This window comes from Luteibacter sp. E-22 (assembly GCF_049913125.1).
GTDB lineage: Bacteria > Pseudomonadota > Gammaproteobacteria > Xanthomonadales > Rhodanobacteraceae > Luteibacter.
In genome coordinates, this window is record NZ_CP183975.1 from 3,523,945 (window position 1) to 3,536,932 (window position 12,988).

The 12,988-nt window shown below is 66.8% G+C and carries 13 protein-coding genes; 9 read left to right on the plus strand and 4 right to left on the minus strand.

All coding sequences use genetic code 11. The annotated features are described in order from the left end of the window. Nucleotides 1–2: 2 nt before the first annotated feature. The 5 genes from ACN9M2_RS15745 to ACN9M2_RS15765 all read left to right on the plus strand — a co-directional run bounded on the left by ACN9M2_RS15745 (nucleotide 3) and on the right by ACN9M2_RS15765 (nucleotide 2,854). Complete coding sequence (locus ACN9M2_RS15745; RefSeq protein ID WP_371024511.1) at nucleotides 3–275, plus strand: hypothetical protein; 273 nt, start codon at nucleotides 3–5, stop codon at nucleotides 273–275. Between the two features lie 148 nt (nucleotides 276–423). Further along, on the plus strand, nucleotides 424–1,338 hold the full coding sequence (locus ACN9M2_RS15750; protein WP_426285576.1) for a hypothetical protein: 915 nt from the start codon (nucleotides 424–426) through the stop codon (nucleotides 1,336–1,338). A 17-nt stretch (nucleotides 1,339–1,355) separates the two neighbouring features. Next, entirely contained in the window at nucleotides 1,356–1,538 is a 183-nt protein-coding gene (locus tag ACN9M2_RS15755; RefSeq protein ID WP_426285577.1) for a hypothetical protein, read from the plus strand. Nucleotides 1,539–1,647: 109 nt separating this feature from the next. Next, a complete protein-coding gene (locus ACN9M2_RS15760) occupies nucleotides 1,648–2,412 on the plus strand; it encodes a helix-turn-helix domain-containing protein (protein ID WP_426285578.1) in 765 nt (254 codons plus the stop codon). 1 nt (nucleotide 2,413) lies between these two features. Further along, nucleotides 2,414–2,854: a MarR family winged helix-turn-helix transcriptional regulator gene (locus ACN9M2_RS15765; RefSeq protein WP_371024505.1), complete on the plus strand. Its 441-nt coding sequence runs from the start codon at nucleotides 2,414–2,416 to the stop codon at nucleotides 2,852–2,854. On the opposite strand, the gene ACN9M2_RS15770 is transcribed toward ACN9M2_RS15765, so the two are convergent. After that, nucleotides 2,851–3,480 carry a homoserine/threonine efflux transporter gene (locus ACN9M2_RS15770; RefSeq protein WP_426285579.1) on the minus strand — a complete coding sequence of 210 codons (630 nt, stop codon included), beginning with the start codon at nucleotides 3,478–3,480 and terminating at the stop codon, nucleotides 2,851–2,853. The two genes, ACN9M2_RS15765 and ACN9M2_RS15770, sit on opposite strands and share 4 nt — an antisense overlap. A 153-nt stretch (nucleotides 3,481–3,633) precedes the next feature. Here ACN9M2_RS15770 and ACN9M2_RS15775 point away from each other — a divergent pair, with 153 nt between their 5' ends. Further along, complete coding sequence (locus tag ACN9M2_RS15775) at nucleotides 3,634–4,938, plus strand: NupC/NupG family nucleoside CNT transporter (protein WP_426285580.1); 1,305 nt, start codon at nucleotides 3,634–3,636, stop codon at nucleotides 4,936–4,938. A 330-nt stretch (nucleotides 4,939–5,268) separates the two neighbouring features. On the opposite strand, the gene ACN9M2_RS15780 is transcribed toward ACN9M2_RS15775, so the two are convergent. Continuing rightward, entirely contained in the window at nucleotides 5,269–7,902 is a 2,634-nt protein-coding gene (locus tag ACN9M2_RS15780; protein ID WP_426285581.1) for a M1 family metallopeptidase, read from the minus strand. A 105-nt stretch (nucleotides 7,903–8,007) separates the two neighbouring features. Continuing rightward, nucleotides 8,008–9,267 (minus strand): tetratricopeptide repeat protein, encoded by a 1,260-nt coding sequence (locus ACN9M2_RS15785; RefSeq protein WP_426285582.1) that lies wholly within the window; start codon nucleotides 9,265–9,267, stop codon nucleotides 8,008–8,010. Nucleotides 9,268–9,466: 199 nt separating this feature from the next. Here ACN9M2_RS15785 and ACN9M2_RS15790 point away from each other — a divergent pair, with 199 nt between their 5' ends. Then, nucleotides 9,467–10,474, plus strand: a complete 1,008-nt coding sequence (locus tag ACN9M2_RS15790; RefSeq protein ID WP_426285583.1) for a zinc-binding alcohol dehydrogenase family protein — start codon at nucleotides 9,467–9,469, stop codon at nucleotides 10,472–10,474. 95 nt (nucleotides 10,475–10,569) lie between these two features. Next, complete coding sequence (locus tag ACN9M2_RS15795; protein ID WP_426285584.1) at nucleotides 10,570–10,923, plus strand: response regulator; 354 nt, start codon at nucleotides 10,570–10,572, stop codon at nucleotides 10,921–10,923. A gap of 34 nt (nucleotides 10,924–10,957) precedes the next feature. On the opposite strand, the gene ACN9M2_RS15800 is transcribed toward ACN9M2_RS15795, so the two are convergent. After that, nucleotides 10,958–11,341, minus strand: coding sequence for a nuclear transport factor 2 family protein (locus tag ACN9M2_RS15800; protein ID WP_426285585.1), 384 nt, complete (start codon nucleotides 11,339–11,341; stop codon nucleotides 10,958–10,960). 199 nt (nucleotides 11,342–11,540) lie between these two features. On the opposite strand from ACN9M2_RS15800, the gene cycA reads away from it, so the two are divergent. After that, nucleotides 11,541–12,920, plus strand: a complete 1,380-nt coding sequence (cycA, locus tag ACN9M2_RS15805; RefSeq protein ID WP_426285586.1) for a D-serine/D-alanine/glycine transporter — start codon at nucleotides 11,541–11,543, stop codon at nucleotides 12,918–12,920. Nucleotides 12,921–12,988 lie beyond the last annotated feature (68 nt).

Sequence of the window (12,988 nt, forward strand, 5' to 3'; positions counted from 1 at the left end):
GTATGCCGCACGCCCGGATCGTCGATATCCATTCCACCGTCGCAGGCGCAGTGCGCAAGTCGCACGCCTGGCAAGTGCTGCGCGAGGCCGCCCGTGTCGAACCTGACGAATCCGCCCGCATCGCCTGGTACCGCGACGACCCCATCGCCGGCCTTGGACTGCTGACGGCCGAGTCGCTCGTGGCCGCCGGCCGCTACGAGGACGTCCTGGCATTCCTGCGCGGGGTGAAGACGGATCTCGGGCTGGAGCCGGCCCGCGGGTTCGGGAGCTTCTGAACCTGCTTGGTGGGAGCCGAGCCTGTCGGCGATCCCGCGGCGGCGGGCCAGGTCATGGCAGGCACCCATCGCCGCTGAAGCGGCTCCCACAGTGAAGTGGCGTCGGCCGCGGTAAAGTCCGGACAGACAGCACCCCGGAACCCGCACCGTGTCGATCGAAGAAGCGATCACCCCCCAACGCAACGAACGGCTCACCGCCGAGCGCGCCTATGAACTCTACTGGGCCGACCTGCTCGACCACGACGCCAGGTTCACCTGCGTCGGCACCGGCTGTTCCGCGCCGCTGATCTGCGCCTGCCTGGACAAGCCCGAGCAGAACCTGCGCATTCGCCCGTATTTCCGATCGCGCCGCCTGGAAGACCATGCGGAAAGCTGCGAGGTGGCGCATGGCCGTGGAGAACCGGCCGCCGGCAAACGACCGGATGTCTTCGAAGCGGAACGACCCGCCGATCATTTCCGCGCCACCACGGCGGCGGCGAACGTGGACCCGACAGCGGTACCCGCGCGTCGCGTGGCGACTGGCGCCGGCACCGGGCTGAAACCGCGCCCCAGCCACTATTACCGGCTGTCCTCGCTAGTGCAGAAGTTCCTCGAACACCGCCGGGACAAGGACCTGGCCGAGGCCACGGTCGATATCGGCGGCGAGACCGTCACCTATGAAGCCCTCTTTCGCAACATCTACCGGCAGAAGGTGGGCGACCAGCTCGGTACCCGCGCCGTGTGGTGGGGCACGGCATCGCTGCGCGCCACCAAGGAAGGCGGCTACTACCTGCGCTTCTCGCGCCCCTTCCGCCACGACGATGGCGAACTGCGGCCGACAATCACCCTCACGGCAAAGGACATCGACGCCTATCCCGTGCGCAAGCTGCTAAGGGCGAGGCTCGACAAACTCATCGCGGAAGCGGACGGCTATTGCGTCGTCTTCGTCTGGGCGAAGCCGTGGATGCCGAAGGACGCGGAGAAACCCTTCGTGCGGTTCTACGTGAACAACCTGGACCATATCGATGTGCGGGGTCCGGAGATCCTCGAGGAACTGAAGAACACCTCGCGGGTAGGTACCTGAATCGGTAGCATGACGGCATGCCAGTCAAACGCCGCAAACGCCTGCGCCTGCCTTTCGTCCGCCACCCGCGCGATGCCTCGCACGACTATGACGATGCCAGCTACGACGGCGGCGCGTCCGGCGGAGCCTACCTGCGCCATGTGTTGATCGTGGTGCTCGTGCTCGCCGTGGTGGCCGCCATCGCACGCTGGGTCCTGTGACACGCGGCCAAAAGGCCTAGTTGCGTGACCTACCTCTTAAGGGTGTAGGCTGCATTCCTTGCATGCGCAATCCTTGGCTCGTCATCCGATACCTCGAGAGGATCGGCTCATGTACCGCGCCGAACCAGCCTGCACTACCCGCCACGTGGGTTTACCCACCGTCATCGTCGATCTTGCCCAACGATCCGCCGCCGTGGACCGTGGCGATCGGCAGCGGGGGGTCAACCTCATCGCCGACCTGCGCGGGCGCGCCCAGCTCACCGAGATCCTGCTCGACGACGCGGACGAGGCCGAGGACGACCTGCTCCTGATCTATCGCGCCGCCTATGCGGCCGACACCGAGGGAGCGGGTGCCATCCTGTTTCGCCGACAGGCGGAAGGCGACGTATGCGCGCAGCATCCGCCTGCCGTGCGCACCCTGGCCCAGGTGTTGTTCGACAGCCTGCGCGCGGAGGCACCCAACGCCCCCCTGCTCGCCCACGTCGCCCTGGCCCTGCGTGCCATCCTGACCTTCCGCCCCTCGCGGGAGGAGGCCACCCCTCGTGGGGGCCTCGCTACCTGGCAGGAACGCCGGGCCATCGCCTACATGGACGAGCGGCTGGACCAGTCCTTCCCGGTGTCCGCCGTGGCCGACGCCTGCGGGCTGTCCGTCAACCATTTCTCGCGGGCGTTCCGCCGCAGCCTGGGCAAGCCGCCGCACCGCTGGCTGCTCGACCGGCGTATCGAACGCGCATGCGAACTGCTCCGCGGCACGGAGATGTCGCTGGCCGACATCGCGCTGGGCTGTGGTTTCGCCGAACAAAGTCATTTCACGCGGGTCTTCACCCGCACGATAGGCATGCCTCCCGGCGCATGGCGTCGCGCGGCCGATTGACATGACCGGCGACGAGACGACGCCCTCGCCCCTGGGCCTGGGCCGTGACCTGATGCTGGCGGGATCGCGCCTGCGCGATGCCGTGCGCCGCCGTGCCCAACGTGAATTCGGGCTCACCGCCTTGCAGAGCGACATCCTGCTGATGCTGGCCTCGCGCGGCAGCATGATCTCCACCGAACTGGCCAGCGCCTGCGGCGTCAATGCCAGCACGGTGACCCATGCGGTCGATGCGGGCGTGGAACGCGGCCTGGTGCTGCGCGTGCGCAACGAGGCGGACCGGCGCCTGGCCGACATCGCCCTCACACCCGCCGGCAAGCGCATGGCCGAACGCGTGCGGGCACTCATCGCCGACCTCGCCCGCGCGGCGCTGGAGGGCGTGGACCAACCCGGCCTGTTGGCGGAAAGCCTGGCCCAGGTGACGCGCAACCTCGAGAAGGGCTAGATCGCCCGGCGGCCGAGGATCAGGTGCAGGCCGAACAGGGTGAAGATCGCTCCCGCGCCGCCGTCGATCCAACGGCTCGCACGCACGTAGCCGCGACGCATCGCAGGCAAGGCGAAGATGCCCGCCACGACGGCGAACCAGAGCAGGGTTTCCAACGTGACCATGGCCCAGAGGCCCCAGCGCGTCGTGGCCGACATGCCGTCCCCGACGAAGGCCGAGAAGATCGAGGCGAAGTAGATCGCAGCCTTGGGGTTGGCCAGGTTGGTGGCCAGCCCGCGCACCAGCGCGCGCCACGGGCTGGAGCCGCGCACGTCGACCACCGGTACGGTGGCGTCCGGCTTCGCCTTCCACGCCGACCGGAGCATCTGGAATCCCATCCAGCAGAGGTAGGCGCCACCGGCGATGGCGATGCCCCGCTCCAGCCAGGCCAGCCGGTGCAGGAGGATCTGCAGGCCGAGCAGGGCCAGCGCCGCCCAGACCGCCACGCCGAGGGCGATGCCGACCACGCCTGCGAAAGCCTCGCGCCGCGACCGACTGGCGGCGAGCTGGGACACGAAGAAGAAATCCGGGCCGGGGGTGACCAGGGCCACGATCTGGACCAGGGCGATGGTGAGGAAGAGATTCATGCGTCGAGGGTAAGCCCTGGCAGGGGCTGCATGAAAGACGTCGGCCCATCCCGATTCCGCAGCGCGCCTTGCCCCACAAGGCCACCTCCCGTAACCTCGCGTTTTTTAAAGTGGTCACGGGGCTGCCCCCGGCCTTCCAAGGGGTAAGTCACGATGCTGGGTCTGCTAGGCCACGTCCTTTTTGGCCTGTTCGGTTTGGCGGTGCTCGTCGGCATCGCGTTCTGCTTCTCCAACAACAAGCGCGTGGTCGACTGGAAGCTGGTCGCCACCGGCGTCGCCCTGCAGATCGCCTTCGCGGCCATCGTGCTCAAGGTGCCGTTGGGCCGCGACGTCTTCGACGCCATCGCCACGGGCTTCGTGCGCCTGCTCGACTACGTCGACGTGGGTTCGCGCTTCATCTTCGGCAGCCTGCTCGACAGCAGCAAGTTCGGCGTGATCTTCGCGGTGAAGGTGCTGCCGACCATCGTCTTCTTCGCGGCGCTCACCGGCGTGCTCTACCACCTCGGCGTGATGCAGCAGATCGTGAAGGGCATGGCCTGGGTGATCACCAAGGTGATGCGCGTGTCCGGCGCGGAAACCACCAGTGTCTGCGCCAGCGTCTTCATCGGCCAGACCGAGGCACCGCTCACCATCAAGCCGTACATCGAGCGGATGACCCAGGCCGAGCTGATGACCGTGATGATCGGCGGCATGGCGCATATCGCCGGCTCCGTGATGGCGGCCTACGTGGCCATGCTTGGCGGCGACGATCCGGCGCAACGCATGTTCTACGCAAAGCACCTGCTCACCGCGAGCGTCATGGCCGCCCCGGCCACCATGGTGCTGGCGAAGATCCTGGTCCCCGAGACGCAGGAACCGCTCACCCGCGGCACGGTGAAGATCGACGTCGAGAAGACCACGGCCAACGTCATCGACGCCGCGGCCACGGGTGCGGGCGATGGCCTGAAGCTGGCCATGAACGTCGGCGCCATGCTGCTCGCCTTCATCGCGTTGATCGCCCTGATCAACGGCCCGGTGCAGTGGGCAGGCACGATCGGCGGTGAGCACAGCCTCAATGCGTGGCTTTCCGCCAGCACCGGCCATCCGGTGGTGCTGAGCCTCGAGACCATCTTCGGCTGGGTGCTTTCCCCGGTGGCGTGGCTGATCGGCGTGCCCTGGCGGGACGCCACCCTGGTCGGCAGCTTCATCGGCCAGAAAGTGGTGATCAACGAGTTCGTGGCGTACGCGGACCTCGCCCGGCACCTCCCGGACCTGCTGCCGGAAAGCCGCCTGATCGCGACCTATGCGCTATGCGGCTTCGCCAATTTCTCCTCGATCGCGATTCAGATCGGCGGCATCGGCGGCCTTGCGCCCAACCGTCGCGGCGACCTCGCCCGTCTCGGCCTGCGCGCCGTGCTGGGCGGCTCGATCGCCACCTTCATGACCGCGACCATCGCCGGCGTGCTCGAGCGCTTCTGAGCCTGGCGGGAGCCCTCTACCTGGTGGGTAGCTGACCTGGTGGGAGCCGACTTTGTCGGCGATCCCGCGGCAGCGGGCCAGGTCGAGGCAAGCACCCATCGCCGCTGAAGCGGCTCCCACAAGGGCTTGCCCAATGCTGAGGCAAGCACCCATCGCCGCTGAAGCGGCTCCACAAGGGCTTGCCCAATGCTGAGGCAAGCACCCATCGCCGACAGGGTCGGCTCCCACCAGGGCGTGCGCCGGGGCTGTCACTAGAAATCTCACCGGGATGTCGGGCACAAAAAAACCCGCCGGTCTCGCGACCGGCGGGCCCATCACTCAAGGTGTCGATCAGCCGTTCTTCTTCAACCACGCATCGATCGCCGGCAGGCGTTCCTTGCGGACCATGGCGCGGTAGCGGATGTTCGCGATGCTGGTTTCCGCGTCGCGGCGCGAGGTCGCGGCGATGTACTTGTCGGCGAAGGCCTTGATCTTGTCGATCGTGGACAGGTCGAGCGAGCCACCGGCCAGCATCGGGTAGTAACGCGCCGACGACGTCGAGTCGACGAAATGATCGACCGTGTCCTTGTGTGCCACGGCGAAATCGAAGGCCAGCTCCGGATGTGCGCGCGAGACGGCGGAGATCATGCCGGCACTGTTGGTCGCACCGGGCTCATCGGTGAGCGCGAGATCGAGTGCGCGCTTCGCGAGCGCCTCGTCTTCCGTCGTTCCCAGCAGGGCGTACAGGCGATCCTTCACCAACGGCGTCTTCTCCGCCTTGGCTTCCGCGTGGAGCTTGTCCCACGTGGCGGCGTCGGCATGCGAAGCGACCACGGCGAGGATCGACTTGCGCAGCTCGGCCGGCATCGTGTTCGTCTCGTAGCGGCGGCGTGCCTCGGCGATGACCTTCGCGTCGCCCAGGTGGGCCAGCGTACCGATGAGGTGCGCACGCAGGACCGCCACCGGTGCTTCCTCGCCCGGCTTGGCTTCCCAACCGACCTGCTCGAACTTCGGCGAAAGGCGGGAGATCGCGTACTTGCGCAGCGCGGCCTGGCGCTTCGTGTCGCCCTGGTAGTAATCGTCGAGCGTGGAGAAGTCGCTGGCGATGCCGTCCCACAGCAGCGGCGTGGCATCCAGCGGGGCGGCCTTGATGAGGTCGAGCACGTCGGACGCGGGCTGCAGGCCACCCATGCCGAGCGCCCAGACGTCGGCGGTGAGGCCGAGCTGGTCGATCGGATCGAGCTTGGCGAACGCGCCCTGCAACGCCTTGATCTGCGCCGGCGCGTAGAGGGTGCGGTAGTAGCCGGTCTGGCCCGCGTTGACCAGCACCGGCGTGCAACCGGCGACGGTGAGCGTGCCGGTACCGTCGGAAAGCAACGTCGACGAAGGCGTGCCACCGACCGTCTTCGCGATCACCGGCACGTGCCAAGCAAGCGCCTTCTTCTCGGGACGGTCACGGGTGAACTCACCCTGCGTCAGTTTCAGCGTGGTGGAGCCATTCGCGCACGACACCGATTCCACGCGCACCAGCGGGATGCCCGGCTGCAACGTGAAGTCGTGGGCGATGGTGCTCACCGGCTTGCCCGCCGCCGCGTCGATTTCCTTCCACAGGTCGTCGGACACCGTGTTCGAGTACGCATGCGCCTTGATGTACGCCTGCACGCCCTTCTGCCACGTATCCGCGCCCACATAGGCTTCGAGCATGCGGATCACCGACTCGCCCTTGGAGTAGGTGATCGAATCGAAGGCCTGACTGGCCTGCTCCACGGTCGCCACGTGCTGCACCACCGGGTGGGTGGTGGCGACGGCATCGCGCGACATCGCCGCTTCGCGGATGAACACCGCTTCGAGGTTGGTATGCCATTCCGGATGCAGGCGCTCGGTGGTGCGCGAGGCCAGCCACGAGGCGAAGCCTTCGTTGAGCCAGAGGTCGTCCCACCAGCGCATGGTCACCAGGTCGCCGAACCACTGGTGCGCCATTTCGTGCGCGGCGGTGTTGAACACTTCCTGTTTGTCGGACTGCGTGGAGATGGACGGGTCGAGCAGCAGTGCGTATTCGAAAGTGTAGATGGCGCCCCAGTTCTCCATCGCCGAGAAGAACTGGCTCGAACCCGGCGAGGCGATGTTGTCGAGCTTGGGCAGCGGATACGGCACGCCGAAGTACGCGTTGTATTCCTGCAGCACGGCCTTGCCCGTGTCGAGCGTGAACTGCGCCTGCGAGGTGAGTCCCTTCTGCGTGATGACGCCGATCTCAACGCCGTCGCTCTTCGTGGTGGCGCGATCGAATTCGCCCAGGCCGAAGAACAACAGGTAGGTGGACATCTTCGGCGAAGGCTGGAACGAGACCTTGGTCAGGCCGTTACCCAGGTCCTTCTTCGACGCGGCGGGCATGTTGCTCACCGCCATCTGGTTGCTCGGCACCGTCGCCGAGAGCGTGAAGGTCGCCTTGTAGGCCGGCTCGTCCCACGAGGGCACGAAGCGGCGGGCGTCGGAGTTCTCGAACTGCGTGTACAGCGCGCGCTTCTTGCCGTCGGCCTTGGTGTCGTAGTCGATCGCGAACAGGCCGTTGGCCTGCGTGCCGATCTTGCCGGTGTAATCCATCGACAGCGTATAGCCGCCGGCGGGAACGGCATGGTCGAAGGTGAAGGTCACCGTCTGCGCATCCGCGTCGATCGCGACCTTGGGCGCCGTGAACTTCGCCTTGCCCTTCGCCGGGACGAGGGTTACGTGGGCGAAGGTCATGTCCACCGCGTTGAGCGTGATGGACGCGGTGGGCTCCAGCACGTCGATGCCGATGGCGACCTTGCCGTCGAAGGCGAGCTTGTCCGCGTGCGGTACGACGGAAACATCGTAATGCGTCGGGCGCACGCTGCGGGGCAGCTGGGTGGTGGCGAGCTGGCTGGTGTCGTCGGCCGGGGCGGCGACGGCCACGGCGGAGAGACCGGCGAGCGCGAAAGCGATCGCGCTGACGAGAGGAGTACGCATTCGGATGGGCCCTTGGGTTCGATCGATTCGCCCGATGGTCATCCGAGTGCGGTGGGAAAGGAAGCGCCGGAAGTCACGGCCGCAGGATGTTGCGGCGCAGGGCACCTACCAGACCCGCCACCAGGATCGCCGTTCCAGCTTGCGCAACGCCTTGAGGTGCCCGCGCGCGGCGGCCTTGCGGAACCAGGCCCGGGCGATCGCCTGGTTCCGCGGCACCCCGTCGCCGCGACCGTGCAACACGCCCAGTTCGAACTGGGCATCGGCATGGCCCGCACCGGCCGCGCAACGCAGCAGGCGCAGCACTTCCTCGATGTTGCGGGGAACGCCGCGGCCGGCGTCGATCATGCGCGACAGCGCGTACTGGGCCGCCACATGGCCGCGCTCCGCCGCCAGCGCCAGCCAGCGGACGGCTTCGCGATCGTTGCGCGCCACGCCATCGCCTGACGCCAGCCGCTGGCCTAGCAGGAATTGCCCGGCCGCATCCTGGGGACCGAGCTGGGCCAGCCGTTCCGGCGCAGGGGTGCTTGCCGGGGTATTTGCCGCCGGGGCGAGTTCGGCGTCCAGCGTGGCGAGGTGCCGACGGGCTTCGCTGTCGCCCTGTTCGGCGGCGCGGCCAAGCCAGTACCGGGCCTGCTCGCGGTCTTCCGGTTGCGCGCTGGCGTCGAGGTAAAGCTTGCCGAGGGTGAACTGGGCGATACCGCTGCCCAACTCCGCCGCACGCCGGTAGTAGTGCGCGCCCATGGCCGGATCGCGAGCCACGCCGATACCGTCGCAGTACATATGCGCGAGACTGCAAAGCGCGTCGCTATAGCCACGCGCGCCCGGCGCGCCGCGTTCCACCGCCCGGCTGTAGAAGGCGAAGGCGAGTTCGGCGTCCCGGGGAACGCCACGACCGAAATAATGCGAGACGCCCAGGTTCACGCATGCCTGCACGTGACCCTGCTCCGCGGCGCGGCCCCACCAGCGCAGCGCTTCCCGGCGATCCAGGGCCACGCCCTGGCCGCGCGCGTAAAGCGTGCCCAAGGCACCCTGCGCATCGGCCGAGCCGGCTTCCGCCGCGCGCCGGTACCAGCCCGCCGCCTCGAACGGGTCGCGCGGCACACCCAGGCCTTCCGCGTAATGCGCGGCGAGGTGGCATTGGCTTTCGAGATGGCCTTGCTCCGCGGCGCGGCGAAACCAGTGGGCCGCGCGCAGCCGGTCCTGGGCGACGTGGTCGCCCTCGGCAAACATCTGCGCCACCATGAACTGCGCCTGGGCATCGCCCAACTGCGCTTCCCGTTCCATCCGGCCGAACTTCTGCAGGGCATCCATCTCGGCGACGAAACGACGGTCGCCGAGCACGCTGCCCGTTTTCCCCTCCGACATGCCGTTCCCCCTGAAACGTTGTCGATCGTGGGGCGCATCATAGGGGCAGAAGCGGAACCTGGGTATCGGCCTTTTTGGCGGGGTCCCTGTCCAGGAATGCGCGATCTTCAACGCAACGAAGAAACTGATGGCGCGGTCCGCGGGTTTTTCGTCCGGGCCGAAGGGAGGACGATGGGGCATTCCCAACGGAGAGCCCCCTGTGAAAGCGATCGTCTACACCCAGCACGGCCTGCCCATCGACGACCCGAACGCCCTGGTCGAGATCGATCTGCCGCAACCCGTGCCGGGTCCGCGCGACCTGCTGGTCGCCGTCCGCGCCGTATCCGTGAACCCGGTCGACACCAAGGTCAGGAACAACATGCCGGTGACGGCGCCGCGCATCCTCGGTTTCGACGCCGTGGGTACCGTGGCCGCGGTGGGTGCCGATGTCACCCTGTTCAAGGAAGGCGACGAAGTGTTCTACGCGGGCTCCCTGCTGCGCCCGGGAAGCAACGCTCCCTTCCAGGTCGTCGACGAACGCATCGTCGGCCGCAAGCCGCGCAGCCTGGACGACGCCGATGCGGCCGCCCTGCCGCTGACCGCGATCACGGCATGGGAGATGCTGTTCGATCGCCTGAAAGTCGTCGAAGGCGGCAACCACGGCGAGTCGATCCTCATCATCGGCGCCGGTGGCGGCGTCGGTTCCATCCTCGTGCAACTGGCCCGCCGCCTGACCGGGCTCAAGGTCATCGGCACGGCCTCGCGCGAAGAAACGGCGAACTGGGTTCGCGAACTCGGCGCGCATCACGTGATCGATCACGGCAAGCCGTTCGCCCCGCAGCTGGAAGCGCTCGGCATCGGGCAAGTCGACCACCTCGTGAGCCTCACCCACACCGACGCGTACTACGAGCAGATCGTGGAGATCGTGAAGCCGCAGGGCCAGTTCGGGCTCATCGACGATCCCGCCTCGCTCGATGCGACCAAGCTCAAGCGCAAGTCCATCTCGCTTCACTGGGAATCGATGTTCACCCGTTCGACCTACCAGACGCCGGACATGGGCAAGCAACACGACCTGCTCGACCGCGTGGCGGAACTGGTCGATAGCGGCGTGTTGCGCACCACGCTCGGCGAACACTTCGGCGCGATCACGGCGGAGAACCTTCGCCGCGCGCACAAGCTGATCGAAAGCCACAAGGCGAAAGGCAAGATCGTGCTCGAAGGATTCTGAGCGCGCCGGGCCTGGCGGAATCTATCTTTGACACCGCATTCACGCCAAGCGGAGCTAGCTGCATCGCAGACCTTCCTCCTCGCAAGCGGATCGCCATGGCCACTGCACGTCCGCTCGTCGTCCTTCTCGTGGAGGACGACGACCTCATCCGCGAACTCACCGCGATGATCCTCGAAGGGGAGGGTCATCGCGTGCATACCGTGCCCGATGGCGACACCGCCGAACGGTGGTTGCAGACGGAAAAAGCGGATGTCCTGTTCACCGACCTGCGCATGCCTGGCTCGTTGTCCGGCCAGGACCTCGCCATGCGCCATGCGGACATGCCTGTCGTGGTGACCTCGGGGGAATTGCAGGAACAGCACCCCTGGCTGGGCGAGAGCATGGCCTACCTGGCCAAGCCCTACGATCGCAAGAGCCTACTGGCGGCGGTCGAACGCGTGGTGGCTTGAATCCGGTAGCCCGGAACCTTGGAGACCGGCCGGCTCAGGCTTTATCGACGACCCGGACGATCTTCCCGCCCGCGAAGCGGAACTCCGATGTTCCACGCATTTCGATGACGGTACCCGCACCGGGACCATCGGGAATATCGTCGGCGATCTCGCCATGGAACTGGATGTCCGCGATCACCGCGTCGCCAACCTCACGCAGCTCGGTCACGAACTGCTGGCGCGAAGCGAACATGGCCGCACCCACCCGCGCCAGCTTCTCGAAATCCACCTTGCCCTCGGTCGCCACGCTCAACTCGCCCCCACTGTGGTGCTCGAAGCGCACATCGTCGGACAAGGTGGCAAGCATGCCATCGATGTCGAAGCGGTTGTATGCATCGAGGTAAGCCTCGATCAGAGCGATATGGGCGGGGTCGATCATGCAGGGCGGCTCCGGGGCGGGATGCGTGTCGCGTTCTGGCTGGATAGTACAGGGCGCAGCGAGCCATCGCCGCTGAAGCGGCTCCCACAGGACATTCGGAGAACCTGGGGGAGCCGACCCTTTCGCCGATCCGGCTCATGCCTTGCCGTCACCCCGCCCCTGCCCGTATGGTGCCCGCTTCCGTCCCGAGCCGAGCCGAATGCCGATGAGCCACGCGCCTGAGCAGTCACCCGAACACCTCAGGCGCAGCCTGTCGAACCGCCACCTGCAGCTGATCGCCATCGGCGGCGCCATCGGCACCGGGTTGTTCATGGGGTCGGGCAAGACGATCAGCCTCGCCGGCCCGTCCATCCTTTTCGTCTACCTCATCATCGGCGTGATGCTGTTCTTCGTCATGCGCGCGATGGGTGAGCTGCTGCTCTCCAACCTCGGCTACAAGTCCTTCATCGACTTCTCCACCGACCTGCTCGGCCCGTGGGCCGGGTTCTTCTGCGGCTGGACCTACTGGTTCTGCTGGATCATCACGGCGATCGCCGATGTCATCGCCATCGCCTCGTACGCGCAATTCTGGTTTCCCGGCCTCGCGCCCTGGATACCCGCGGTACTTTGCGTACTCCTGCTGCTGGCGTTGAACCTCACCACGGTACGGCTCTTCGGCGAACTGGAATTCTGGTTCGCGTTAATCAAGATCATCGCCATCTGCGCGCTCATCGTCACCGGCTTCGGCATGGTCGCCTGGAGCTTCCGCTCGCCCGATGGCCACGTGGCCTCGCTAACCAACCTGTGGAGCGACGGCGGCATGTTCCCGATGGGCATCGGCGGATTCTTCGCCGGCTTCCAGATCGCCGTGTTCGCCTTCGTCGGCATCGAACTGGTGGGCACCACCGCCGCCGAAACCGCCGACCCGGAACGCAACCTGCCCAAGGCGATCAACTCGATCCCCGTGCGCATCATCCTGTTCTACGTGCTCGCACTCGTGGTGATCATGGCGGTGACACCGTGGCGGCAGGTGTTGCCGGGCAAGAGCCCCTTCGTGGAACTGTTCGTGCTGGCGGGCATTCCCGCCGCCGCCAGCCTGATCAACTTCGTCGTGCTCACCTCGGCCACCTCCTCGGCCAACAGCGGGATCTTCTCTACCAGCCGCATGCTCTATGGCCTGGCCGAGGAAGACCATGCGCCGTCGACCTTCAAGCACTTGTCGAAGGCCGCCGTGCCGTCGCGGGGCCTGCTCTTCTCGTGCATCTGCCTGCTCGGCGGCGCCATGCTGGTCTATGTGATCCCGAACCTGGTCACGGCCTTCACCCTGGTGACGACGCTCGCCGCGATCCTCTTCATGTTCGTCTGGTCGCTGATCCTCATCGCCTACATCGCCTACCGGAAGCACCGGCCGGAGTTGCATGCGGTGTCCAGCTACAAGATGCCCGGCGGCGTGGTCATGTGCTGGGTATGCCTGGTGTTCTTCGCCTTCGTACTGGTCTTGCTGGCCCTGGAAAGCGACACGCGCCAGGCCTTGATCGCCAGCCCGGTGTGGTTCGCCATCCTCGGCATCGGCTACGCGCTGCGCCGTCGCAAGGCCTGATAGAACAAGCGCATCGGAACATTCTGGTGGGAGCCGACCTTGTCGGCGATGGGTGCTTGCTGCGACCT

What these genes read in the sequence shown, in the direction of transcription:
- ACN9M2_RS15745 (WP_371024511.1), top strand. Translation starts at nt 3, where the DNA reads ATGCCGCACGCCCGGATCGTCGATATCCATTCCACCGTCGCAGGCGCA.
- ACN9M2_RS15755 (WP_426285577.1), top strand. Translation starts at nt 1,356, where the DNA reads ATGCCAGTCAAACGCCGCAAACGCCTGCGCCTGCCTTTCGTCCGCCAC.
- ACN9M2_RS15760 (WP_426285578.1), top strand. Translation starts at nt 1,648, where the DNA reads ATGTACCGCGCCGAACCAGCCTGCACTACCCGCCACGTGGGTTTACCC.
- ACN9M2_RS15765 (WP_371024505.1), top strand. Translation starts at nt 2,414, where the DNA reads ATGACCGGCGACGAGACGACGCCCTCGCCCCTGGGCCTGGGCCGTGAC.
- ACN9M2_RS15770 (WP_426285579.1), bottom strand. Translation starts at nt 3,480, where the DNA reads ATGAATCTCTTCCTCACCATCGCCCTGGTCCAGATCGTGGCCCTGGTC.
- ACN9M2_RS15775 (WP_426285580.1), top strand. Translation starts at nt 3,634, where the DNA reads ATGCTGGGTCTGCTAGGCCACGTCCTTTTTGGCCTGTTCGGTTTGGCG.
- ACN9M2_RS15780 (WP_426285581.1), bottom strand. Translation starts at nt 7,902, where the DNA reads ATGCGTACTCCTCTCGTCAGCGCGATCGCTTTCGCGCTCGCCGGTCTC.
- ACN9M2_RS15785 (WP_426285582.1), bottom strand. Translation starts at nt 9,267, where the DNA reads ATGTCGGAGGGGAAAACGGGCAGCGTGCTCGGCGACCGTCGTTTCGTC.
- ACN9M2_RS15795 (WP_426285584.1), top strand. Translation starts at nt 10,570, where the DNA reads ATGGCCACTGCACGTCCGCTCGTCGTCCTTCTCGTGGAGGACGACGAC.
- ACN9M2_RS15800 (WP_426285585.1), bottom strand. Translation starts at nt 11,341, where the DNA reads ATGATCGACCCCGCCCATATCGCTCTGATCGAGGCTTACCTCGATGCA.
- cycA (WP_426285586.1), top strand. Translation starts at nt 11,541, where the DNA reads ATGCCGATGAGCCACGCGCCTGAGCAGTCACCCGAACACCTCAGGCGC.